The following is a 23,820-nucleotide window of genomic DNA, read 5'->3' as shown; positions in this document are numbered from 1 at the left end:
ATTTATTCAATAAAAGGATTTAACACTCGAACACCAGCATAAATAACTGGGGTCAGGTACACATTATTTATGATTCCCATAATTACACCTTTTATGTTACATCAGCCAAGAGGCTAGAGGTATTTAGTGGCGGCACTCGGGGCAGAGTAAGAGCATTCCGATAGCTATGGTCCAAGCAGCAAGCAGACGATGGAGTTAGGGGGATAATTTTGTTTTAATGTGTCATGCTTAGTGTGATACCATGAGCTCACTAAATGGAGTGCTTTGGTTTGAGAGTTTTTAAAAATGCCTGGTTTGAGCGGTTTGCCCGCAAAGAAAAAATCTCAGCCGAAGCACTTTGGGGTGCGGTGGAGCGTGCCGAACAAGGTCAGATCGATGCCGATCTGGGTGGTGGCGTAATCAAGCAGCGGATTGCACGTCCAGGTGTCGGCAAGTCCAAGGGATACCGCAGCATTGTGTTGTACCGCAAGGAGGACAAAGCTTTCTTCGTTTTTGGATTCCCTAAGAGCGAGCAGGGTAACATCCGCGAGGATGAAGAGATCCAGTTCAAGAAGATGGCTAAGCAGGTTCTTGCACTCACCGATGAGCATTTGCAACGGCTCATCGAAAACGGTCAGTTTGAGGAGGTCGTGAAAGATGCCTAAGAAATACCGCAGCGATGCCTTTGCCGCCATCCATGAGACGATGGAGGCTTTGCACGAAATTGGCGCCGTCGATAAGCAGACGATGCGTGAATTTGATGAGGCGTGTCTGACGCCGATTCACGTACTGACACCGGAAGAGATCAAAGAGATCCGTTTGCGTGAGCACATCTCGCAACCGGTGTTTGCACGCTACCTCAATGTTTCCAAGAATCTAGTTTCTGACTGGGAGCGTGGTGTAAAAAAGCCTGGTGGACCGGCTTTGCGGCTGCTCACCGTTATCCAGAAAAAAGGGCTGATGGCGATTGCGTGATCACGTTAACCGCGTACCGCGTAGAGCGATATTGGGGGCAGGCCTTGAATTTGACACTAAAATGTAGAGAAGGGGGCATTGCCATTAAGTTAAGCCGTTCGTGGTGAGCCTGTCGAACCATGGGCGGCTTAACTTATCGTCCCAGGATTTTTCCATTCACCCTTCGACAGGCTCAGGGCGAACGGAAAAATCCTTAACTTAATGGCAGTGAGAGAAGGGGGGGGTAGGTCTTAATTAAGCATTTTTCAGAGAAGAAAAAGAGCTTTTAGGTCTTTTAATAGGTACTGGTTTCGTTTTATGTATGTGGGAGCGCCGACCTAGGCGCGATAAGCGGAGCCGGAAGCGCTTATCTATCTGCAACGTTCGCGGCTGGGTAGTCGCTCCTACAAACTGACCATCCCGCTGATGAATAACTTAGCTGCTTGGCTTTAGCTGAAGCAATCCCGCTAATCAGGATAGATTAAGTTACCGCTTGAATCCTAATATTCAGTGCCTTGATAATTCGGTTAATGGTGCTCCATTTCGGTTGTGTTTTCCCGGATAGCGTTTTATATAAACTTTCTCGATTCAGCCCTGTTTTTTCAGCCAAATCTGCTATGCCGCGCGCTTTAGCCAAATACCCTAACGCAATCCCCAAAACGCGCGGATCGTCATCCATAAGTGCTTGAGTTAAATACTCGGTAATCTCCTCATCACTTTGCAAATAATCAAACGGATTATAAAGCTGGATTTCAGTTTTCATCACAAACTCCTGAAGCTGGTTACGAAGATTTTTTGCCTTTTCAATATCCCGTTATTGCGACGACTTATTGCCACCGCATAACAGCAAAATAATTTCGGCGTCACGAAATCGTAAAATACACGCGATAGCCTTGCCCCACAAAAACACGCATCTCGATCACGCCGTCACCAACTGCCTTAACTTCGCCAAACAACCCAATTTTAGCGCGGTTAATGCGCTGCAAAATAGCCAAAGCGGCCTTACGATCTGTGAGATTTTTAAGCCACTTGTCAAAGTTGGAGGTGGTCTGTATTTCGTAATTCATAGGCTTACAGTAGCCTATAGACTACGATATGACAAGCCGCAGATTCCGGGGTCAGGCCTTACATTTGACATTTTCATGCCGGCGATGACGGTTTTGCAAGAAGACGTGCCGAAGTGAGAGTGTTTACGCATGATTTTGTCGATAATCGGGCGGGTTGGCGTTTGTATCATGCGCTCGTCTCAAAAAAAAATTAGCCTACAGTTTATGTATAATAACGTTCACTGGAGCGAGGAAACGAGACCTGAACCATGCACGATCAAAACTTTAAAAATCTGATTCTCGACTACCCCGTGCAAGCCTTGCAGTTTTTTGCCGCCGATGAAGCGCCCGACGACTTGCCGCAAGCGCGCATCATTCCATTTCGTCAGGAGCAGCTGAAAGAACGGCTCGGCGACCGCTTTCATGAGCTGGATACGCCGCTACTGGTCGAATGGCTCGATGGACGGCGCGAAGTGGTTTTGTTTCTTCTGGAAGAAGAAACCGAAGCCCGGCGGTTTTCGATTTATCGATTGGCGCATTATTGTCTGGATTTAGCCGAGTTGGCGCAAACCGACAGGGTGGTTCCCATTGTGATTTTTCTGGATCGAGGACGTCACCCTTACGAATTGCATTTAGGCGGCGAGCGGCATAATTATCTGAGATTTCGCTATATCGCTTGTGAGCTGAAGAACCTTTCCGCGGATGCTTACCGCGACAGTGATAATATCGTCGCGCGTTTGAACTTACCGAATATGCGCTATGCCAAAGGTCAAAAATTGGACATCTACCACGATGCGCAATTGGGCTTGGCGCTACTGGAACAAGACCCGAATAAGCAACTAAAATACGTCGACTTTGTCGATTATTACGCGGATTTGACCGACGCGGAAATCGCAACCTATCGTAATGACTATTTACCTGAAGCGGAGGATCGTATGGGATTGGCACAGATATTAAGAGAAGAAGGCCGAAAAGAAGGTCGAAAAGAAGGGCGGCAAGAGGGCGAAACACAGACATTGACCAAGCAGTTACAACTGAAATTCGGCGAACTTCCAGCTTGGGCGGAAGAAAAAATCAATCACGCCGATAAGACTCAGTTGGATCAATGGGTGGAGCGTATCTTGTTTGTCGATACGTTGGAGCAGTTATTTAAGCCGTAGCTCGTGGGATTAAGAAATAACTGAGAAATAACTGGGGTCGAATAACTGGGGTCAGGTACACATTATTTATGATTACCATAATTACCTTTTATGTTACATCAACCAAGAGGCTAGAGGTATTTAGTGGCGGCACTCGAAAAAAAGGAAAAAAAGGGGTCCCAAAAAAAGGGGTCAGGTTACTTTTTTCGCTCGTTCCCAAGCTCTTTGCTTGGAAATGCAGTATGAGGACAAAAAGGGGTCAGAATACTTTTTGTCGGTTACAGGAAAGTTAATGGGCGTACATTAGCTTGTCGTAATCGATAAGCCAAGCCAATCCAATCCCTTAAGCAAATTTGGGCTTTTTTTCGAATTCTCTGTCTTGCGAATCAATCTCTTCAGTTGTGAGTATTCAGTTCCCCGGCCATTCTCATTCCCACGCAGAGCGTCACTGCCATTAAGTTAAGCCGTTCGTGGTGAGTCTGTCGAACCATGGACGGCTTAACTTATCGACCCAGGATTTTTCCATTCACCCTTCGACAGGCTCAGGGCGAACGGAAAAATCCTTAACTTAATGGCAGTGACGCAGAGCGTGGGAACGATAGGGGGATGTGAATAATTACCTTCAGTTTCTTATTGAACCGTAAGTTAATAAGCGAGTTATTTCCATTTATTCAATAAAAGGATTTAACACTCGAACACCAGTATTTTCGAAGTCTTTGGTGTTTCTAGTAACAATGACTAGCCCATAGATTATCCCGGTAGCTGCAATCAATTTATCTAAGGCATGTTCGTGCCTAGGAACGCGTAATTTTCCTCAAAGCATAGCAATTTCGCTATCAATGGCTAGGATGTTGTCTTGATATTGATCGAGGATGCTATTGAGCCAGTTTTCCAACAGTTTGCCTTGTGTTTCGTCGCCACGGTGGAAAATCAAATCGACGCCTCTGCGCAATTCGCCAATCGTAATGGCGGAAATGTAAATGGGGACATTCTCCTGAATGACTTTATCGAAAAATTCTTGCACACCGGAATTAGCTTTATAGCCTTTTCTAAGCTCGCTGATGATGTTGGTATCAATCAAATACATTGGATTCGCTAGTATCGTCATTGATGCGCTGAAAATCCGTATCCGTGCCAACAGTAGGTATGTTGGCTAAAGCTTCAGCAAAGCTTTTACGTTGAGGTTTCATCAGGACTTCAGCCAAAATGGCTCGATGCTCGGCTTCAGTAGAGCGATGGTGTTTAACCGCTCTTTCTTTCAACGCATTTATGATTGAATCATCAAGGTTTCTAACGACTAGACTTGGCATGATGGCTTCCTTGTAAGGTGAGTGATATCAATGATAGCATTGTCGCTCGTTCCCAAGTTCTTTGCTTGGGAATGCAGTCCGAGAAGCTCTAGCTTCTCGAAACTGAATTGTCTTTATGCACAATTACCTAGCAGGACGGGGTTTGCAACCCCGTCCTAAACGTTTTGACTTTGGCCGAAGTTAGCCGAAATGTTTAGGGCAAACCGAAACGTTGGGGACGGGTTAAATAACCCGTCCCGCAGAAGTGGCTACGACTGGCCACTGCTCGGACAATTGGCTTCAGCAAGCTGAAGCATCTTGCTAATCAGGATGAAGATTGAATAGGATTCCGACAAAGCTGCCGCTAATCCCTTAAATTATGAGGGCGTAACTTTTGAAGAAGCCAAGCATGTATTGTCAGACCCATACGCGCTGACATGTGAAGATGTCGATGCTGCCGACGAGCAGCGTTTTGTATCGCTGGGCATGGGTGGGAAAGATCGTATTTTAGTCGTGGTGTGGACGTTACGAGGTGACTGTGTGCGCCTGATTTCCGCATGGAAAGCCAACCAACCGCAGAAGAAACGCTATGAACAACAATTCTGATCCAATGTACGAGCGCTATACTGATATGGACTTTGCCGACGCCAAGCCGGTTTCGCAGGTTCCTGCCTTGGCCAAACTACAGGCCCAACATGGCAACAAGATGCGCATCACCATGCGAGTGGATAGCGAGACGCTGGCAATTTTTAAAGCGCGTGCGGAAATGAGCGGCGGCAGTTATCAAACGTTAATGAATGAAGCTCTCAAACAGTTTGCCCATGGTTTGACTTTATCCGACATGGTGCGAGAGACAATCAAGCAAGAATTGCATAAGTCGATTTGAGCCCGCAGGACGAAGAAAGCCGGGGTCAAGTCTTTGATTTGTGATTTTTAATATCACGCTCCCAATCCCCAGCTTCAGCAAGGCGCGGTTTGTAACCCCGTCATAATCGTTTCGACCGCGGCCAAAGCAAGCCGATATGTTTGATGCAAACCGAAACGTTGAGGACGGGTTAAATAAACCCGTCTCGCTGGGGCGCTCGCAAGTGACCCAACCCAATGCCGAGTAATGACGTTATGCTATACTCGCGACGATGCGCAGATTCCATGGTCAGGCCTTACATTTGACATATCTTGTTCCCAATCCCTAGCTTCAGCAAGGCGCGGTTTGTAACCCCGTCATAATCGTTTCGACCGCGGCCAAAGCAAGCCGATGTGTTTGATGCAAACCGAAACGTTGGGGACGGGTTAAATAACCCGTCCCGCCGGGAATTGCTGCAACCCAATGCCGAATCATGCCGTTATGCTATACTCGCGACGATGAAACCAGTTAGACGCCAATTGATTGTGTCAATTGGAAAAGTGAGGCATACATGGCAAACACCGCGCTTAAATTACCCAGTTATGACGATATTCTGGCTTTGCCCGAAAATTTGGTCGGTGAGATCATCAATGGACGTTTGGAAGTGCAGCCGAGGCCCGCGCCGAAGCATGCTTTGACTTGTTCATCGTTGGGTATTGAAATTGGTTCACTATTTCATGGTAGACATGGTGGTTCTACCGGTTGGTGGATACTTGACGAGCCGGAATTGCACATCGGCGGTCATGTTTTGGTACCGGATCTCGCGGGATGGCGTAAACAACGCATGCCGCAACTGCCGGAGACGGCGTGGTTTGAAATCGTGCCCGATTGGGTCTGCGAGGTTTTATCGCCCGCAACCGCCAAAATCGATCGCAGCGAAAAAATGCCGATTTATGCGGGTCTGGGTGTGTTCTATTGTTGGTTGGTCGATCCGATGTTGCATACGCTCGAAACGTATCGCTTACAAGAAGGTCATTGGCTGTTGCAGCAGAGTTTGAAGGATGACGATCAAGTCAGCGCCGATCCATTTGCCGAGCATTCATTTAGTTTGAGTCATTTGTGGGAATAAGGAAAAGCAGGACGGGGTTTGTAGCCCCGTCATAAACGTTGCGCCCGTGGTCAAAGCAAGCCGATATGTTTGAGCCAAACCGAAACGTTGAGGACGGGTTACATAACCCGTCCCGCTCGAGTCAATGCCATTACTAAAGGTAACCCGTCATTCCGCCATGGACTGGCGGAATCCAGTGCCATGGATGGCAAGCTTTTAAGTACATTAGAGCCTGAATGCAAGAATTACTTTTTTTTATGACGGCTTAACTTAATGGTGTTGACGCTCCCGTGGGAATGCATGCGGAGCTAAGCGATGGGCAAAAGCCGTTACCAAATCATTCATCCTTCTGCGGGACGGGTTATTTAACCCGTCCCGCAGAAGTGTCTACGACTGGTCACTGCTCGGACAGTTGGCTTCGGCAAGCTGAAGCATCTTGCTAATCAGGAAAAATTAAATATTTTCATATGAATTCGGTAAAATGAGGCTTTGTCGACCAACCGGAACATCGGCGGCATTCCGGTACCAGAGATTATGTGGAACAAGTAGGACTATTGACGGTGACTCGGTATGGGTAAGTACGGTATGCATTTTCACGCTGGAGCGTGGGAGCGATTAATACTAACGGTGATTCGGTATGGATAAGTTGAGCATGCATTCCTATGCTGTAAAGATGGAGCGAGTCAATTCTATCAGCGTCGTTTTGCCGGCAAAAAACGAAGCGCACAACATTACACGGGTACTACGACGATTGAAGCACTTATTACCCCATGCCGAAATTATCGTCGTTAATGACGGCTCTACCGACAACACCGCTAAATTGGCAGCCAAAGCCGGCGCCAAGGTAATCAGCCATCCTTACAGTCAAGGCAATGGCGCGTCGATTAAAACCGGCGCCAGAAACGCCGGCGGCGATATCTTGGTATTCATGGATGCGGATGGTCAGCATGATCCGGAAGACATCCCCGCTTTACTGGCTAAGCTTGATGCCGGTTACGACATGGCAGTCGGTGCACGACATGTAAGAACGCATGCGTCTTGGCTGCGGCGTTTCGCAAACGCGTTTTATAACAAGTTGGCGTCGGTTATGACCGGGTATCGGATTGAAGATTTGACCTCGGGGTTTCGTGCGGTTAAAGCCGATAAGTTTCGGCGATTTTTATATTTATTACCTAACGGCTTTTCCTATCCGACCACCAGTACCATGGCTTTTTTCCGCTCCGGTTTTCCGGTGGCCTATGTGCCGATTCACGCCGGCAAACGCGAGGGCAGAAGCCATATCAAATTATTGCGGGACGGCATTCGGTTTTTTGTCATTATTATGAAGATCGGTGCGCTGTTTTCGCCGATGCGTTTGTTTTTGCCGTTAAGTTTCTTGGTTTTTATGACGGGAGCGTCTTATTATGCATACACATACTCTACCAGCGGCCGGTTTACCAATATGAGTGCGGTATTGTTTTTGGCCTCGTTGTTCATTTTTTTGATTGGAATTCTGTCCGAGCAGGTCTCTTCTTTGCATTACCGCCATGCGGAAAAGGATTGAGGCACAGATTTCAGGCAAACCGTGTTTCTCGTATTCGTTATCCAGTACCTCCTTGTTCCCACAGAGGGCCGCTCGCCGTTATACACAAGTATATAAAGTATACCTATCGTGCAAAAAGCGGGCGACCTGGCACTAGCTTGACTTGTCGTTCGGCAAGGTTGTAGGTAGGGTGTCACTGCCATTAAGTTAAGGATTTTTCCGTTCGCCCTGAGCCTGTCGAAGGGTGAATGGAAAAATCCTGGGTCGATAAGTTAAGCCGTTAATGAATAAGTAATGCTGGCATTCAGGCTCGAAGGTGCTTCAAAAGCCTGCCATCCATGGCACTGGATTCCGCCAGTCCATGGCGGAATGACGGGTTTCCCTTAACTTAATGACAGTGAACGCTAGGTGAGGGAAAACCAAGAGCGTTAGGTAGCAATAAATGGTATTGAGGTCGCATTAGCTAAGATGGCAAGACGGTATCTACGATTTATGAATAACGATGAGCGCTCCAGCATGGGAATGCCCCCCCATGCTGGAGCCTGCAAGCGAGTCAAAGTGTTGTGGTTAACGTCGAGTTATCCGCGTTTTGCCGACGACAGTGCGTCGATATTCCTACGCGGCCTGGCGCAAGCGATTACCCGGCAAGGTTTTGATCTGCACATTGTTTCGCCCGATGACGCGACTGTCGATCCCACGTTTGAACAACAGCTGATGAGGCATCACCGGTTTGTTTATTTTTGGCCCAAGAGCGGACAGCAATTGGCCTATGGTTCCGGCATATTGCCTAATATGCGCGCACGGCCTTATTTATTGTTACAAGTCCCTTTCTTTGTCGCAGCGGCATTTTTTAAGACCTGGCGCGTGATAAGGCATAACAAACCGGATTTACTGCACGCGCATTGGCTTTTTCCTCAAGGACTGGTTGCCGTGGCGCTGGCTCGATTCCACCGCATACCGGTAATCGTGACTGCTCATGGCGGCGATGCCTTCGCCTTGCAAGGTTCGGTATTGAGCCAACTTAAACAATGGACCGTCAAACATTGCTCGGCCTGGACCAGCAATACCCGGGCTACGGCTAATACGCTCGGCAAGGATGGCAAAGCGCCGGTGATCATTCCGATGGGTATCGATTACCCGGCTTTCAATTCCGGAAATCCCCGCCTACATCGAGCGGCGCTAAATTCCGATACCTTGGTTTTGCTGTTCGTCGGCCGGTTGGTTGAAAAAAAAGGCGTGGCCGATTTAATTCGCGCAGTGCACTTGTTGCCGGACGATTTAAAACATAAAAGCGAGCTTTGGATAATCGGCGACGGCACCGACCGCGATTCGCTCGAAGCATTGGCGTGCCGGTATGGGTTGTCCGACAGGGTTAAATTTCACGGCCGCATTCCTAATCAAGATTTAACGGACTATTACGCCGCAGCCGATATATTCATCGCGCCGTCTGTCGTCGACGGCAAAGGAGACACCGAAGGGCAGGGCGTTATTTTGTTGGAGGCAATGGCGAGCGGAACGGCTGTAATTAGCACGAAAACCGGCGGTATTAGCGAAGTGATCACGCATCTCAAAACCGGCCTGTTAATTTCCCCCGAGCAACCGGAGGAGCTTAAAGCGGCGATCGAGCGACTCATGGTCAATTCGGACTTACGGCAGGCTTTGGCAACGGCCGGGCAAAGCCGGGCGCAACTCTACGATTGGTCTATTATAGGCGAGCGGTTTTCGGCGCTGTATCGGCAATTGACCGGCAGTCTCCGATAAATGTCCGAAATGAACTCAAATCAGTCAATCAATAAGGGCTTCGCTGCCGATCATGCCCGCCGGGCAAAAGCCCTAAAAATACTCAAAGTTATCGAGGATGCGGGGAAGGCAGGTAACACATCGCTCAAGTTGCTCGATATCGGTAACGCAGCAATTTCCAGTTTAAGCAGTTTCGCCGATTTTAGGGTGTGGGGTATGCCTGCCGAGGAACGCCGTAAACCCATCCATGGGGGCTTGGCGGCAGCTCCCTGCTGCCGACATCCTCGCCAAGCATACCCCACACCCTTTTTGATCTCCAAATTGGGAATTGCTGCCGGTAACGGTTCAATTGCTTTTTATCTTGCGCAATATTTCGATGTAACGAGTGTGGATTTTGTCGATCAACGTAGCGAAAGCGAAGGTTATTCGTTTTGCCCTTTAGACGGTGAGAGGTTGCCGTTTGACGCACAGAGCTTCGATATCGTGATCAGCAACCATGTCATTGAACATGTAGCGGACGCGGATGTTCATTTAGCAGAAATCGGGCGCGTTTTAAAACCGGACGGATTGGTTTATTTGGCGACCCCGAACCGCCTTTGGCCCTGGGAAGTGCATTATCGCGTACTGTTGTTACAATATCTACCGCAGGAACTCCGCGATATGTTGGGTTACAACTATTGCCTAATCCGACTTGCTCTACATCGAGCAGAGACCACGCCAAATAATAAGCAATGATGGAGGACTGCTGAAATGGGTATGTTTGATTCGCTCAACATCGAACTGGATGGCCGGGAATTGGAAATCCAGACTAAACGTTTCGACTGTATATTGGAGACCTATCGTCCGGGTGACTGTATCGCCGGCGCAACTTCGGGAATCGCGGTCTATTTCGATATTTTACATCTCGATACCGATGGCAAACTGGTTTATAGCGCGGACGGCGTGCGAGTGCGCACTTTTACCTTATTCGTCGTTATTGCGCATGGCGTGTTTGTGACCTATCGATTGTACGATGGCGAGTCGACACCTGAAGCGATAGCGCAGAAGGTGCGGCAATTGCGGGAGGAATGGCTCGATTCGTCTCGCCTGCAAAGTGTTCTGGTGGAAGCGCTGCAGACCAAACAGCAGCAGATTCGGTTAATGCAAACGCGGCTCAATCGCGCGGTAGCGGTTATCGATAGTGCTCGGCGATTACGGACAGGTGATCCGCTTGACGGTATTTTCGATCGATTTCGCGAGGAGACGCAACGATTGACTAAGGGTGAGGACCCGCTGGAGGTGGTGGCCTGGGTATTGATGAATGAAGAGGCCGACTCCGGTTTATTTCGCGATAACGCCCGTTCCGATCCATTAGCCGAATATCGACTCTGAACCTCGGCAAGTTAAAACGATGGGTTTCGGCTTCCGCCTCTACCCATCCTACGCAAGAGTCTTAATGTCGCGATACAGACGTAGGATGGGTAGGAACGAAGCGGAAACCCATCATGGGACACGGCAAGTGGCAGGAAGCGTTGCGGACGAGTTTGTAAACCCTGCCGGCGGTTAAACCTGTATCTGCGTTCTCTCAAGTGCAATGACTATATAAACGCTTTGTGCCGAGACACCGGGTCTGTTCTAATCGGCGTATGGTGTTCTAACAAAGACCCTAGGTACCAGAAGGAAATGCGGGTTTTAGTCGTCAAAGACTGCTGGGGTTATTTTACTATCCTTCTGCGGGACGGGTTATTTAACCCGTCCCCAACGTTTCGGTTTGCCCTAAACGTTTTGACTTCGGCCAAAGTCAAAACGTTTAGAACGGGGTTGCAAACCTCGTCCTGCTAGGCTATACATCCTTTAATTCATAACGCATGAAAATACAAAGCAATAACACCAAAATCTATATGGCTCGACGAAACGGGCATAAAACCCGGATCTGGCAGGAGATGTTCACAGACTTGATTGCCAGTCGAGAATTGATCTGGCGATTGATCATTAGGGACTTTTCGGTCCGCTATCGTCAATCGATGCTGGGTTATGTTTGGGCGGTTCTGCCGCAAATCGTCACAGTCGCCATTTTCACTTTTTTATCAAGGCACCGCGTATTCGACATGGGGCCGACCGATCTGCCCTACGTTATTCATGCTTTATGGAGCATTTCCGTCTGGCAACTATTCGCCGGTTGCCTGATCGGTTGCACCAACAGTTTGGTCAATGCCGGGTCTTTGGTCACGAAAATCAACTTTCCCAAAGAAGCGCTGGTCTTTGCGGCCATGGGCCAAGCGTCGCTGGATTTCATGATACGTTTGATTCCGGTAACGGTGGTGTTCATCTGGTATGGTTTTGTACCTTCCTGGCACAGCGTCTTTATTCCCTTGATATTGATTGCGGTGTTGCTGATGGCCTTGGGGGGCCGGCTTTATCATGGCAATCATCAACTTGGTATTACGCGACATGGGTAACATGCTGAGCATGGTACTGACCTTCGGCATGTTTTTGGCGCCCATTCTCTATCCGCCCCCAGTCCGAGAACCTTTCACCATCGTTAATGTCGCCAACCCGTTTAGCCCGCTTTTGATTGCAACGCAAAACTTGTTAGCCGGTCACACTTTAATGCAGCCGGATTTGATAGCTTACATGGCGATCTTCAGTGTCGGTGTGTTTTTGCTAGGCTGGAGAACTTTTCATATCACCATGCCGAGAATTGCTGAACGAGCTTAAAATCATGTCGGATGAAGATTTAATCCAAGTCGAAAACGTCAGCAAAAAATTCTGCTGTTCGCTAAAACGGTCTATGCTTTTCGGTATCGAAAACATTACCCGCGATCTACTACACTTGCCTGATCGATCCGACAAACTACGCAAAGAGGAATTCTGGGCGGAGGACGAAGTATCCTTCGAAGTCAAACGCGGCGAATGCTTAGGCATTATCGGACGAAATGGCGCCGGAAAAAGTACGCTATTGAAAATGCTGAACGGCATCTTTATGCCCGACAAAGGCAAAATTACGATCAAAGGCAAAGTCGGTGCATTGATCGAAGTCGCTGCCGGACTTCACCCGATGTTGACTGGCTGAATGAGTTTTGTTGTCGGTGCTGCTATCCTTGATTGCTATTTAGGAACAAAGTCATGCTAAAAACCATACACGTTGAAATCGACCCAACCGGACATATACACGCCTTGGAGGCAATCCCATTCAAGTTAGAAGGCAAAGCCCTCCTCACCTTATTAGAAAGCGATACGAACGAACGCGAGGCGGTAACAGCCGAAATCAAAGGCAATGCTTCACGTGCCTTAAGACTTTTGGCATCACCCCGTTTTCAGCGTCGCCCAAAAGCCAATCCGGAAGAAGTACAACGACACATTAGCGCTATTCGAGACGAATGGAATAATGGCTGATGACTCGACTGGTTTATCTTGACACGTGTTGTGTCATTTACTTGCTGGAAGAAGTTCAACCATTCAGCGCGCTTATTCGACAGCATCTTGCAAATAACCTCGATGCCATTTTATGCGTATCCCCTTTGGTTCGTCTCGAATCCCTGGTAAAACCTTCGATTGACGGCAATCAAGCACTCGTTGAAGATTACGAAATCTTTTTAGCCGACCAGCAATGGCTAACCATTGATGACAACATATTTACCAGAGCGTTAAACCTGAGAATCAAACATAAAATAAAAACACCCGACGCGCTTCACTTGGCGACAGCTATCGAAAATCACTGTACGGAATTTTGGACCAATGACAGTCGCCTAAATGAAGCGGCTAAACATCTCGCCGTCAATCTATTTCAAACGCCGAGCCAATAACACGATAGTCCTATGTCAAACTCCGACGACTTACTAATCCAAGTCGAAAACGTCAGCAAAAAATTCTGCCGCTCGTTGAAGCGGTCTATGCTCTATGGCATCGAAGATATCAGCCGCGACCGGCAATCTCGATATACTCCGGCATCTCTATGCTCGACATAGGCAAAATCACGATAAAAGGCAAAGTCGGCGCATTGATCGAAGTCGGTGCCGGATTTCACCTGATACTGACCGGTCGAGAGAATGTCTACGTCAGCGGCGCCATTACCGGAATGAGCAATATGGCTAAAATAAACATTTCATCTAAACCATGCCAAAACTATACGAGTATTTCGGATTAATCGTGATGTTTTATGCAAACGAGCATGAACCTATCCATGTTCACGGCAAATGTCAGTGAAGCGAATCAAGAGCGGAAATCGTATTGATCAATGGCGTTGTTCACGAAATCAGCTATACCGCTGTTACTGGACGCCCACCACTTGAACCTAATGAAATGCGATTTTTTCAGGAGCTTGTTACCGTCAAAGCAGAAGAAATAGTCCAAAAATGGATAGACTTCTTTGTACTGTATAAGTCTATTACCTCTGAACGTATCACTCGGAGACTCAAATGAAAGACACCCCCATTAATATAATCTCCGCAACGCAAACCGGAGAATATCGTATTCGGCTCATTTTTGACGATAACACCAGTCAAGAAATCGACTTCAAATCATTTCTTGCCCGCTCGCATCACCCCGACATTCGCGCCTATTTGGAACCGAGCCATTTTGCAGATTTTAGAGTGGAATACGGTGAATTAATTTGGGGAGATTATGATCTGTGTTTTCCAGTTATCGACCTTTATCGGAATACGATCGAGCATTATCCTCCAACCACAACGGCTGCGGCATGATGCTTTACACTATGCGACCTCCATTTTCGATCTTTGACCTAATCCGAGGTCAAGATAAACAAAACATGCAAGTAAGCAAAAGTCGTTTCCGAAGCACCAACCTTTTTATTTCTTAAAGCTGCGTTGTAATGTCAAATTCAGACGACGTATTAATCAAAGTCGAAAACGTCAGCAAAAAATTCTGCCGTTCGCTGAAACGGTCTATGCTTTACGGCATCGAAGACATTAGCCGCGACTTGCTGCACCTGCCCGATAAAGCCGTAAACTTACGCAAAGACGAGATCCAGGTCTTGATCTGGATGTTTCGTATATTTTGAACTCGACAGTATCTATGAACCCAAACACTTTCGCCCTGATCGGCGCGGCCGGCTTTGTTGCACCGCGCCACATGAAAGCCATTCATGACACCGGTAACCGGCTAGTCGCCGCGCTCGACCCGAGCGACAGTGTCGGCATCATCGACAGTTATTTTCCGGAAGCCGACTTTTTTACTGAATTTGAACGTTTCGACCGTCATATCGACAAATTGCGCCGGCAGGGGCGTCCAGTCGATTACATCAGCATTTGTTCGCCCAATTATCTGCATGACGCTCATACTCGCTTTGCCCTCCGCAGCCAAGCGCACGCCATTTGCGAAAAACCCTTGGTGCTCAATCCCTGGAACATCGACGGACTTCAAGAAATGGAGCAAGAAACCGGGAAAAAAGTATTCAACATATTACAATTGCGTCTTCACCCGGCGATCATTCAACTCAAAGAACACATTCAGCAAGCGGACGACCGGATACACGACGTCGAAATTACCTACATTACCTCGCGCGGCAACTGGTATCATCGGAGCTGGAAAGGACAAGTCGAAAAATCGGGCGGCATCGCTACCAATATCGGCGTCCATTTTTTCGATATGCTGGCTTGGGTATTCGGCGATTGCATCAATAGCACGGTACACATTAATCAACACGAGCGTGCCGCCGGCTATTTGGAAATGAAAAACGCACGAGTACGCTGGTTTCTGTCTGTTAACGCGCAAGATCTCCCCCCGGCGCAACAAGACACGCGACAACGAACCTACCGGTCGATTACCGTCAACGACCGAGCTGTTGAATTTTCCGACGGTTTTACCGACCTGCACACGTTGAGCTATCAGGCAATTTTGGCTGGTCAAGGCTATGGTTTGGATGCGGCGCGTACTGCGGTGGAAATGGTCTATCGGATTCGTAATGAAAAACCGGCCGGCTTGCAAAGCGACTATCATCCTTTCTGTAATCGGATAGAGAGCAAACAAAGCAAATGAGCTATACCGCACATTTCAGCGCCATTATCGATGAAGGCGCGCAAATCGGCGAACAAACCCGCATTTGGCATTGGGTGCATGTTTGCGCCGGTGCCCGAATCGGAAAACACTGTTCGTTGGGGCAAAATGTTTATATCGGCAATCAAGCGGTTATCGGCGATTATGTCAAAATTCAAAACAACGTCAGCGTTTACGATGCGGTGACCTTGGAAGACGAGGTCTTCTGCGGCCCAAGCATGGTGTTTACTAATGTTTACAATCCTCGCTCTGCTGTGCCGCGCAAAAACGAATACCGTCCGACGCTCGTTAAACGCGGCGCCACCTTAGGCGCTAATTGCACTATCGTCTGCGGCGTGACCATCGGCGAGTTTGCCTTTATCGGTGCCGGTGCAGTGATCAACCGGGACGTAAAACCCTATGCCTTGATGGTCGGCGTACCGGCCCGGCAGATCGGCTGGATCAGCGAATATGGCGAAAGGCTCGATTTGCCCTTGCACGGTGAAGCAACGGCGGTTTGTCCGCACAGCGGTCAATGCTATCGATTGACGGCGGATTGGGTTGTGGTGGTAGAAACATGAGGGTTTAGTGAGGCGTTGTTGCATAAATATAGCATTTCTAAAACAATTAGTTGCAGGATTTTCCTGGCGTTGCTTCTCTGGTTTTTAGCTAGAATGATCAGCGGCATTCAAAGATTCACCTATAAATACCTCTAAACCAATGGTTTAAATTCAATATTTATGCGCCAACGCCATTTGGTGAATCAAAATACGAGGCTATTCGAAGGTGATTGGTTTAAGCTTGTTCCAAACTAGAAAAGTAAATGGAATTGAATGAAAAAAACATTAAAAATCCCAGACATTAAGAATCTACCGCAATCAAAAAGCATATTTTTTTTAGATTCTTTAAAAGAATTGGACAGTTATTTATCGAGCTTAACAATATATGAAACATTAATAATACATGGAAGCTTTGGCGATTTTTCGTTCACAGAGTATAGCGACCTTGAAATAACCATTGTTCTTGGAGATGTTTTTTGCATTAAAGAAAGTACAGTATCAAATCAATTAGTAGCCATAAATAAAATGGTTAATGAGCTAATTATAAAAGTTGACCCATTGCAACATCATGGTGCATTTTTTATAAATAAATATGATATCTCAAATTATAATGAATCAATCTTGCCACTTTGCGCATATGATAACTGCTGGTCACTAACGAGCAAAGAAATGGAATTTACTATTTCGAATTCAGTAGATGATACAAAAATTGTCAGCCGAAAACATTTAGAACTCACTCTTGATCGACTCAGAAATCCGGAGTTATTTTTTCGATACGGCATTGGAATGTATTCCATTAAGCAACTGTTGAGCAACTTTTTAATGGTGCCGGTTTACTATTATCAATCAAAAGGGGTGTTGTTGAATAAGAAGCAAGCCATACACCGTTTTAGTGAAGATTTTCATGAGATATTTAATTCGACCCTATCGATTGCAACATACCTTCGAAATACCTGGCCAGTTTCCCCTAACTGGATAAAGCTTTTACGAAACCACACCATATACGAAAAAATACCACAAAACAAAGTCGACTTGATCTTAATAAATCTTTATAAAAATAAAAAAATATCAGATATATGTATTAATGATTTTTTAATTCATATGAAAAAATTCTTATCTAATTTTCAGGTAGTTCTTGATGAAACTCGTAAACTGGCCGACTAGAATAAGTAAAAACTCATACGCTATGGCGTTAGAGATTTATCTGGCGCGGGTTCAAAATAATGATAGTGTCAGGACTGTCGCCACTATGGGCAGCATTGGCGCTCCGGGATTATCCGATCTTGATCTGATTGTCATTACAGAGGACTCCAATCTTGGAGGTAAACAATCTAATTTGAGTGTTAAAGGTATTAACGATGGTGTTTTTTTGCACGGTCCGGTGATATTGCCTATTTCAATGAAAAATGAAATCCAATTTATAATATATGCCAGCAACATTGATATTATTTTTGGTAATGATAGGCCGCCTTCTTTTGATGAGTTGACAAAAGAAGAAAAGATCGGACTGAGTGTGTGTTACCTTCTTGACTTCACGCAATCAAGAATGCTTCAGTATTGGACAGCGGAAAAAAACGGAGAATTAGATGTCCGAGCTTGGGCAACCAGAACGTGGTCTGTTTTTCATAGCATTAATTTGCTGAAGAATTTAGACATCGAACTCAAGGAAAATTGTATAGAACTTTTGGATATCGTGAAATTACCAAGAGATTTATGGTGCAATGGTGAAGTGTTTAGCCCTAAACATATTGTAGATGCTTTTGAAGCATCAAAAGCAATAAACGATGTCATATTCTTGTCCGTTTTAAAAAAATTTTACGAACTCCCCAGCGATCCACCAAAATCGATACGCGGCTACCGCTCTGATTATTATTTCGAGCATGAAGATGTTAAACCAATTACTATATCTCGTCATATAAAGCTTGGAGGAAGGCGATTCGATATAAGTGCAATGAAGATGCCAGCAAGATATTATAGCCACCTTTGTACCTATAGAAGCGCCATTCGGAATTCATCAGATATTGACAGGATTGATCGTAGTTTTATCGGAGTCGCTTCGAATAGAGCTCGGATAATTAAGGCGCATCAGGAATGGGTACTAAAACATGTTCCGCATTCTGATTCGATGACTGGCTATTTAGCCCTATCCAAACCAAAGAACCTGACGCCCAGGAGTATCGTGAGGGATTTATTTCAGAGTATTATGAAAATCGGACTTTGATGCACATCCTCATCATCCCATCGTGGTACCCTGCTCATCACAACGATATCAACGGCGTGTTTTTCCGCGAGCAGGCCCTTGCGCTTGTCAATCACGGATTTAAAGCGGGTGTAATTTACCCGAAGCTTGATCCATTAAAAAAATGGAAGAAAATCTTTACCGGCAAATACGGAATCGAGCAGGAGATCGACCTGGGTTTGCCAACGCTACGCGCTTATGGCCTGGCGTGGTTGCCTTTAATTCCCGGCGGCAAGCGTTGGCTGTGGCTGCGTCAAGGAAGAGCACTGTTTGATCGTTATATTGAACAATACGGTACTCCAGACGTCATTCATGTACATTCTATGCTCAATGCGGGCATTCTGGCTTTTGAAATCAAACGAAATTATGGCATTCCCTATATCGTGACTGAGCATGCAAGTTGGTATGCGCGTGACTTGTTAACGCCTGAACAGCTCAAGATATCCTCGGTTGTGGCCCGTGATGCCTATCGGCGTATCGCTGTGAGTCAAACTTTTTGCGCGCTTTTGGAAAACAGACTGAGTTTGGAGAACGGCGACTGGCAAGAAATCCCGAATATTGTCGACGCACGGTTTCTTCAACGACCTCTTACGGTGCAAAAAAAAACCGGAGATTGTTTTCGTTTCATAAGTATCGCAATTCTAAAAGAAAACAAGAAAATTGATAACCTCATCATGGCTTTCGCAAACGCTTTCCGTGGTGTTCCTCTTGTGACCTTGGATATTGGTGGCGACGGACCTGAGCGCGAATCTCTCGAGGCGCTTGCCAAACATCTTGGAATAGGTCGTCGCGTGCGTTTTTTAGGAGCCTTAACGCGAGATCAAGTCGCAGACGCAATCGCGGCTTCGGATGTGTTTGTGTTGTCTAGTCGCCAAGAGACCTTTGGTGTTGTCGTTATCGAAGCATTGGCACTAGGCAAGCCTGTTATCGCGACTCGCTGCGGCGGTCCGGAGTCGATCATTCGACCGAAAGAGGGTGTGCTGGTAGCTAATGACAACGTCGCGGCATTGGCGGAAGCCATGCAGCGATTACGGTCGGTTTTCCATGATTTTAGCCCTGGAATCATTCGCGAAGGATGCCGGTCGCGTTACAGCGAACAAGCAGTTATAGAGCGACTGAGTCAGGTCTATCATGACGCGCTTTCAAAATCTAGTAATTCGAAAATAGCCAGTCAATGAAAGACATAGGATTAAGAAAGCTAACGTTCAACATCGGAGCGACCTTTTTTCGACAAATAATTGCCGCCTTGCTAAATCTTATGACTGTTGTATTTATTGCTCGTGTCTATGGGCCCGAAGGCAATGGCGCGTTTGCGATTGCGCTGTTGCTACCATCGCTTTTAGTAAGTTTTCTCAATCTGGGAGTGGCCTCGGCAAACGTCTATTATTTGGGATCTCAACAGCTTACCGTTCGTCAATGCATAAGCGCAAATTTGCGTATCTTTGCTGTGTTGAGTTTGCTTGGATTAGTGGTTGGTTCGTTTATGATTTACCGGAAAAATGAAGCGCTCTTTCCCGGCATCGATCCGTTTATTCTCTGGTTGGCATTGGCTGTTTTTCCTATAGCACTGCTGAATAGTTATTTGCTAAGCGTGTTTCAGGGCTTGCAACGCTTTGGTCCTTATAACCTATTGGGAATTATTCAACCAGCCGTTCTGCTTTTTTTAGTTGGAGGATTGATTGTTAGCGGCAACCGTTTCATTTCGTTGTTGATGGCCGCGCAAGTTGTTTCGCAAGTTGTCGTTTTAATATTTACGGCCTTTTGGCTCGGGCCATTGGTTGAAAAAAGAGTCACTGATGACCTTCCGGGAAGCGTTATCCGTAAAACCATTCGTTATGGCTGGAAAGCGCACTTGAGTAATATCCTTGCTTTTGTAAATTACAAAGCCGATGTTTTCCTGGCTAATTTTTTTTTAGGACCCGGCGCCGTTGGCATTTATGTAATCGCTGTTGCTTTGGCGGAAAAGCTTTGGCTTATCTCGCAGGCAGTGAGTACGGTATTGTTACCTAAACTGACAGAACTTTCATCGAATGAAGATAGGCGAATCAAACTGACGCCTTTCATTACTCGTTGGGTCTTGCTTGCCACGCTAACCGGAGCTATTGGTGTCGCAATATTGGCTGATTGGTTAATAAGAACTTTTTTTGGTGCGGATTATGTTAAGGCGCTCATCCCGCTTTGGGTATTGCTGCCCGGTATTGTAATGACATCTGCGTCGCGTATTCTTGCCAATGACATTGCAGCGCGCGGCAGGCCGGAATTGAATATGTATACATCCATTTTTGTCGTAATCATTAATATCATTGGAAATCTATTACTCATTCCGCCTTATGGTTTATTTGGCGCAGCACTTGCCACGACACTGGCCTATACGGTTAACCTAATGCTACGTCTTATGATCTATGGCCGCTTTTCAGGCAATCGTTGGTTTGATTCGATAATAATCAAGCCTGCGGATATCCTTTATATCCGAAACGGTATTCGGGGATTATGATCGATTTTGTTCAGATCATTGTTGCTATTGTTTTACTACGATGTGCCATTGTTTTGGCCGGGATTGTCGCTGCGGCGGGTGTTGGAGGCGTAAGGCGTCGAGTAGAATCAGCCAATCTAGCGGGCGTCAGTGCATTTGCTCTGGGAAATACACGTCGCCACTCGGCAATTCTGCCTTTATGACTTGCGCCAACGTTACCCGCTACGCATGCGGACGCTTTCTCTGATCAAGCGCGCAAGAGTGTTCGCGAATGCCGAAATGGGTGCGTTCGATTTCAGCAGCGAAACGTTACAGAGCGATTGTGGTCCTGCGTGCCGCTACTCCGTGTCATCGCCCGAGTTGGATCGTTTCGGACGGTGTGGCAGCGCAGTGAGTGTAGTAGACTTCAGTTAAAGGAAAAAGCGGAATGAGCCTCAAAATTTGTTATCTCGCGGCTATCGATCGGCGTAAGGATGTTGGGGTTGTTACTAAAATCGAATCCACGATGCAGGCGTTGACGAGGAAAGGTTACCAGTGCGAGATTTTTTGGGGTACCGAAGACGGTTGGCGCGGTGTCATGCAGCTTCGAGAAAAATTACTGCGCCTGGATGCGGATTTGATCATTTTGCGTGGTTGCGGTTACTACTCGCTTATTCTGGTGACGGCGCTCATGGCCGCAAGAAAAAAAGGCGCGAAAGTTGTCATCGATATCCCGACACCCGTTGCAAATGGACTCTTCGAGATTTGGGGGCAAAGAACGTGTCTCGGCGGCGCTTTGATGCGCATGATCTTGTTGGTTTTAAGTCTGCCATGGTCGCATTGGGTTGCGCATCGGATTATTCAGTATGGACGCGAGCATCCTTGGTTTATGCTGGGATTAAAAGACAAAACAGTATTGGCGGGAAACGGTTTCGATACACAAGCGGTTTGCGTTAAAAATCATGCCGCTTATTCCGGCGACGAGTTGGTGCTGATTGGTGTCGCTAAACTTTTTTTTTGGCATGGCTTCGATCGCGTCATTAAAGGTATTGCCGCCTACGAAGCGGATCGTCAGGCAAGTCTGCATTCCGGTCCGATTGTCGTTTTCCGGATCGTCGGCGATGGGCCTGAAAAAGCGAAGTTGGAAGCGCTGGTCGATGAGGTGGCTGTTACTGATTATGTCCATTTCAACGGTTTTCAAGTCGGTGATAAGTTGATTGAGTTGTTTGTGAGTTCGCATGTAGGCGTGTCGCCTCTTGGCTGTCATCGAAAAAATCTTACCCTTGCATCGCCGCTAAAAACCCGTGAATATTTGGCAATGGGCTTGCCTGTGATTTTTTCTTATACGGACGTCGATATTGATGAGGGTGCGGCGTTTGTATTTAAAGCTGCGGCGGATGATTCGCCGTTATCTATACCGGACATGCTGACATGGTATGCCGGTTTGCGAAAAAATGGTTTTACTCCAAGTCATGCGCACGAGTTCGCCCGGCATTATCTCGATTTTTCGGTAAAGACATGGGTGTATGAAGAGCTATTAAATCCGCAAGAAACGAACCCGAACAAGCCGAAACCCGATCGTTTAATAGGCTAAAGCGTTCCGCGTAGCCCGTATGCAGCGAAGCGGAATACGGGAAGTTCGGTGCCCCGAAATTTTCGGATTCCGTTTGGTTGCATTCGGGCTATACCGATTTCGATCAACAATAATTCAATGATAGATTTAAATTCAATGTCCGTTGAACAAACAAATATAAGACTGGCCGTAATGATACCGACCTTGGCCGGCGGAGGAATGGAGCGCGTGCATATTTATTTGATTGAGGCATTTAGGCAAAAAGGGTTTGAGGTCGATTTATTGGTAAGTCAGTTCAAAGGCCCGCTATGTCGGGATCTGCCGGAATCAGTCCGCGTATTCGAACTGGCGCGACATAGTAGTTATTGGCTGCCTGTCGGTCTGTGGCGTTATCTCAGGCGGCGCAAACCGACGCATATTTTGGCGGCGCCGAATGATATTGCTTTGGTCGCGTTATGGGTGACTCGCCGGTTGCGTTTGACGACGCCGATTGTGATGAGCGTGCATAATCATATATCCACGCAGCAACAATTCACCGGAATTTTCAAGCGTTTGAAAGAACGCCTGGTGATGTCTCTTTTACGCCGATATTGTACGGATTTACGAGCCGTAATTGCTGTTTCCAAGGGCGTCGCACAGGATTTTAGCCGGTATTTGCCGGTTTCGCGTGAACGCCTTCATGTGGTTTACAATCCTGTCGTCACGCCGCAGACACAGGAGCTTTTAGCTGAAGATCTGCCTATTCAAGACATACCCGACGATCGGCCCTGGGTTGTTTTCGCCGGGCGATTCGTAAAATTAAAAGGCTTGGACATTTTGCTTCCCGCCTTCGCTCAGGTAGTCAAGCAGGTGCAAGCGCGCTTGGTGCTTTTGGGCGACGGGCCGTTAATATCAGTCATTGATAAGATGATTAGCGATTATGACTTGCATGCATGTGTTCATTGTCCGGGCTTTCAGGCTAATCCTTTGCCTTGGATGAATAAAGCGGCTGTCTTGGTTTTATCTTCCAGGACCGAAGGTTTACCCGGCGTGTTGATTGAGGCGATGGCGGCCGGTACCCAGATAGTCGCTACAGATTGCCCAAGCGGACCCGCCGAAATATTGGAAGAAGGGCGTTATGGGCAATTGGTGCCGGTAGGCGATATCGATGCGCTTGGTAATGCCATCGTAAAGAGTTTGAAAGGGGAGTTTTTTGTGCCTCCCGAGCAATTAAAAGCCCACGCCGAGGATTTTACGGTCGATAAAGCGGCAAATGCGTATTTGGAGTTGTTGCTGTCGGTACCGAATCATCAGTAGTCGAATTTAAAGTCCGTATGAACAAACGACTGGATTATGCGCATTACTCATAAATTACCGTATTAAAAATAACTTGAATCAAATTGATTTTTATTAGCTGTCGGTT

General features: G+C 46.9%; 31 protein-coding genes and 1 pseudogene. 28 read left to right on the top strand and 4 right to left on the bottom strand.

The window, feature by feature from the left end; all coding sequences use genetic code 11:
• Positions 1-269 precede the first annotated feature (269 nt).
• Positions 270-644, top strand: coding sequence for a type II toxin-antitoxin system RelE/ParE family toxin (locus tag METBU_RS0111035; RefSeq protein WP_026130165.1), 375 nt, complete (start codon positions 270-272; stop codon positions 642-644).
• On the top strand, positions 637-954 hold the full coding sequence (locus tag METBU_RS0111030) for a helix-turn-helix domain-containing protein (protein WP_017840684.1): 318 nt from the start codon (positions 637-639) through the stop codon (positions 952-954). The genes METBU_RS0111035 and METBU_RS0111030 overlap by 8 nt, the downstream gene beginning before the upstream one ends.
• A gap of 460 nt (positions 955-1,414) precedes the next feature.
• Here METBU_RS0111030 and METBU_RS0111025 read toward each other — a convergent pair whose 3' ends face one another.
• Positions 1,415-1,696: an addiction module antidote protein gene (locus METBU_RS0111025; RefSeq protein ID WP_017840683.1), complete on the bottom strand. Its 282-nt coding sequence runs from the start codon at positions 1,694-1,696 to the stop codon at positions 1,415-1,417.
• Between the two features lie 100 nt (positions 1,697-1,796).
• Positions 1,797-2,000, bottom strand: a complete 204-nt coding sequence (locus METBU_RS23980) for a type II toxin-antitoxin system RelE/ParE family toxin (RefSeq protein WP_017840682.1) — start codon at positions 1,998-2,000, stop codon at positions 1,797-1,799.
• A gap of 248 nt (positions 2,001-2,248) precedes the next feature.
• On the opposite strand from METBU_RS23980, the gene METBU_RS0111015 reads away from it, so the two are divergent.
• Positions 2,249-3,139 carry a DUF4351 domain-containing protein gene (locus tag METBU_RS0111015; protein WP_017840681.1) on the top strand — a complete coding sequence of 297 codons (891 nt, stop codon included), beginning with the start codon at positions 2,249-2,251 and terminating at the stop codon, positions 3,137-3,139.
• A 793-nt stretch (positions 3,140-3,932) separates the two neighbouring features.
• Here METBU_RS0111015 and METBU_RS23975 read toward each other — a convergent pair.
• Both METBU_RS23975 and METBU_RS0111005 read right to left on the bottom strand, forming a co-directional pair.
• Positions 3,933-4,226 (bottom strand): PIN domain-containing protein, encoded by a 294-nt coding sequence (locus METBU_RS23975; RefSeq protein ID WP_201764856.1) that lies wholly within the window; start codon positions 4,224-4,226, stop codon positions 3,933-3,935.
• On the bottom strand, positions 4,192-4,428 hold the full coding sequence (locus METBU_RS0111005; protein ID WP_017840679.1) for a FitA-like ribbon-helix-helix domain-containing protein: 237 nt from the start codon (positions 4,426-4,428) through the stop codon (positions 4,192-4,194). The genes METBU_RS23975 and METBU_RS0111005 overlap by 35 nt, the downstream gene beginning before the upstream one ends.
• Positions 4,429-4,764: 336 nt before the next feature.
• Between METBU_RS0111005 and METBU_RS26280 the strand changes: the two are divergent.
• The 25 genes and pseudogenes from METBU_RS26280 to METBU_RS23955 form a co-directional block, all read left to right on the top strand.
• Positions 4,765-5,013: pseudogene (locus METBU_RS26280) on the top strand (BrnT family toxin); the annotation flags it as partial.
• A complete protein-coding gene (locus METBU_RS0111000; protein WP_138767077.1) occupies positions 4,997-5,293 on the top strand; it encodes a BrnA antitoxin family protein in 297 nt (98 codons plus the stop codon). The pseudogene METBU_RS26280 and the gene METBU_RS0111000, both read left to right, overlap by 17 nt.
• 529 nt (positions 5,294-5,822) lie before the next feature.
• Positions 5,823-6,380: a Uma2 family endonuclease gene (locus METBU_RS0110990; protein WP_017840676.1), complete on the top strand. Its 558-nt coding sequence runs from the start codon at positions 5,823-5,825 to the stop codon at positions 6,378-6,380.
• Positions 6,381-6,996: 616 nt separating this feature from the next.
• The gene (locus tag METBU_RS0110985) at positions 6,997-7,902 is read left to right on the top strand and encodes a glycosyltransferase family 2 protein (RefSeq protein ID WP_017840675.1); all 906 of its coding nucleotides are present in this window, start codon (positions 6,997-6,999) and stop codon (positions 7,900-7,902) included.
• A 471-nt stretch (positions 7,903-8,373) separates the two neighbouring features.
• Positions 8,374-9,642 carry a glycosyltransferase gene (locus METBU_RS0110980; protein WP_235726403.1) on the top strand — a complete coding sequence of 423 codons (1,269 nt, stop codon included), beginning with the start codon at positions 8,374-8,376 and terminating at the stop codon, positions 9,640-9,642.
• 9 nt (positions 9,643-9,651) lie between these two features.
• Entirely contained in the window at positions 9,652-10,356 is a 705-nt protein-coding gene (locus METBU_RS28095; RefSeq protein WP_174888151.1) for a class I SAM-dependent methyltransferase, read from the top strand.
• A gap of 15 nt (positions 10,357-10,371) precedes the next feature.
• Complete coding sequence (locus METBU_RS0110970) at positions 10,372-10,992, top strand: hypothetical protein (RefSeq protein WP_017840673.1); 621 nt, start codon at positions 10,372-10,374, stop codon at positions 10,990-10,992.
• 476 nt (positions 10,993-11,468) lie between these two features.
• Positions 11,469-12,059 carry an ABC transporter permease gene (locus METBU_RS0110965; RefSeq protein WP_026130163.1) on the top strand — a complete coding sequence of 197 codons (591 nt, stop codon included), beginning with the start codon at positions 11,469-11,471 and terminating at the stop codon, positions 12,057-12,059.
• The gene (locus METBU_RS0110960) at positions 12,022-12,318 is read left to right on the top strand and encodes a hypothetical protein (protein ID WP_138767080.1); all 297 of its coding nucleotides are present in this window, start codon (positions 12,022-12,024) and stop codon (positions 12,316-12,318) included. The genes METBU_RS0110965 and METBU_RS0110960 overlap by 38 nt, the downstream gene beginning before the upstream one ends.
• A 4-nt stretch (positions 12,319-12,322) precedes the next feature.
• The gene (locus METBU_RS0110955; protein WP_017840672.1) at positions 12,323-12,673 is read left to right on the top strand and encodes an ATP-binding cassette domain-containing protein; all 351 of its coding nucleotides are present in this window, start codon (positions 12,323-12,325) and stop codon (positions 12,671-12,673) included.
• 53 nt (positions 12,674-12,726) lie between these two features.
• On the top strand, positions 12,727-12,996 hold the full coding sequence (locus METBU_RS0110950) for a hypothetical protein (protein WP_017840671.1): 270 nt from the start codon (positions 12,727-12,729) through the stop codon (positions 12,994-12,996).
• Positions 12,996-13,406, top strand: coding sequence for a type II toxin-antitoxin system VapC family toxin (locus METBU_RS0110945; protein WP_017840670.1), 411 nt, complete (start codon positions 12,996-12,998; stop codon positions 13,404-13,406). Before METBU_RS0110950 ends, METBU_RS0110945 begins: the two co-directional genes overlap by 1 nt.
• Positions 13,407-13,418: 12 nt before the next feature.
• The gene (locus METBU_RS28090) at positions 13,419-13,568 is read left to right on the top strand and encodes a hypothetical protein (RefSeq protein WP_175421660.1); all 150 of its coding nucleotides are present in this window, start codon (positions 13,419-13,421) and stop codon (positions 13,566-13,568) included.
• Positions 13,556-13,747, top strand: a complete 192-nt coding sequence (locus METBU_RS28085) for a hypothetical protein (RefSeq protein ID WP_017840669.1) — start codon at positions 13,556-13,558, stop codon at positions 13,745-13,747. The genes METBU_RS28090 and METBU_RS28085 overlap by 13 nt, the downstream gene beginning before the upstream one ends.
• Positions 13,717-13,806 (top strand): DUF4160 domain-containing protein, encoded by a 90-nt coding sequence (locus METBU_RS29220; RefSeq protein WP_201764855.1) that lies wholly within the window; start codon positions 13,717-13,719, stop codon positions 13,804-13,806. Before METBU_RS28085 ends, METBU_RS29220 begins: the two co-directional genes overlap by 31 nt.
• A gap of 212 nt (positions 13,807-14,018) precedes the next feature.
• Positions 14,019-14,303 carry a DUF2442 domain-containing protein gene (locus METBU_RS0110930; RefSeq protein WP_017840667.1) on the top strand — a complete coding sequence of 95 codons (285 nt, stop codon included), beginning with the start codon at positions 14,019-14,021 and terminating at the stop codon, positions 14,301-14,303.
• A gap of 128 nt (positions 14,304-14,431) precedes the next feature.
• Positions 14,432-14,620: a hypothetical protein gene (locus METBU_RS0110925; RefSeq protein WP_017840666.1), complete on the top strand. Its 189-nt coding sequence runs from the start codon at positions 14,432-14,434 to the stop codon at positions 14,618-14,620.
• Between the two features lie 14 nt (positions 14,621-14,634).
• A complete protein-coding gene (locus tag METBU_RS0110920; RefSeq protein ID WP_017840665.1) occupies positions 14,635-15,597 on the top strand; it encodes a Gfo/Idh/MocA family oxidoreductase in 963 nt (320 codons plus the stop codon).
• Positions 15,594-16,175, top strand: a complete 582-nt coding sequence (locus METBU_RS0110915; protein ID WP_017840664.1) for an acyltransferase — start codon at positions 15,594-15,596, stop codon at positions 16,173-16,175. The genes METBU_RS0110920 and METBU_RS0110915 overlap by 4 nt, the downstream gene beginning before the upstream one ends.
• A 252-nt stretch (positions 16,176-16,427) precedes the next feature.
• Positions 16,428-17,318 (top strand): hypothetical protein, encoded by an 891-nt coding sequence (locus tag METBU_RS0110910; RefSeq protein WP_017840663.1) that lies wholly within the window; start codon positions 16,428-16,430, stop codon positions 17,316-17,318.
• 22 nt (positions 17,319-17,340) lie between these two features.
• Positions 17,341-18,375, top strand: coding sequence for a hypothetical protein (locus METBU_RS0110905; RefSeq protein WP_040575320.1), 1,035 nt, complete (start codon positions 17,341-17,343; stop codon positions 18,373-18,375).
• Positions 18,375-19,571, top strand: a complete 1,197-nt coding sequence (locus METBU_RS0110900; RefSeq protein ID WP_017840661.1) for a glycosyltransferase — start codon at positions 18,375-18,377, stop codon at positions 19,569-19,571. The genes METBU_RS0110905 and METBU_RS0110900 overlap by 1 nt, the downstream gene beginning before the upstream one ends.
• Positions 19,568-20,887 (top strand): flippase, encoded by a 1,320-nt coding sequence (locus METBU_RS0110895; RefSeq protein WP_017840660.1) that lies wholly within the window; start codon positions 19,568-19,570, stop codon positions 20,885-20,887. The genes METBU_RS0110900 and METBU_RS0110895 overlap by 4 nt, the downstream gene beginning before the upstream one ends.
• A 406-nt stretch (positions 20,888-21,293) precedes the next feature.
• Complete coding sequence (locus METBU_RS25280; protein ID WP_017840658.1) at positions 21,294-22,439, top strand: glycosyltransferase; 1,146 nt, start codon at positions 21,294-21,296, stop codon at positions 22,437-22,439.
• Between the two features lie 117 nt (positions 22,440-22,556).
• Positions 22,557-23,714 carry a glycosyltransferase gene (locus METBU_RS23955; RefSeq protein WP_138767081.1) on the top strand — a complete coding sequence of 386 codons (1,158 nt, stop codon included), beginning with the start codon at positions 22,557-22,559 and terminating at the stop codon, positions 23,712-23,714.
• The last annotated feature ends 106 nt before the right edge of the window (positions 23,715-23,820 follow it).

Source organism: Methylotuvimicrobium buryatense 5G, assembly GCF_000341735.1.
Classification (GTDB): domain Bacteria; phylum Pseudomonadota; class Gammaproteobacteria; order Methylococcales; family Methylomonadaceae; genus Methylotuvimicrobium; species Methylotuvimicrobium buryatense.
Note: the sequence above shows the minus strand (reverse complement) of the source record. Positions and strands in the feature narration are given on the sequence as shown.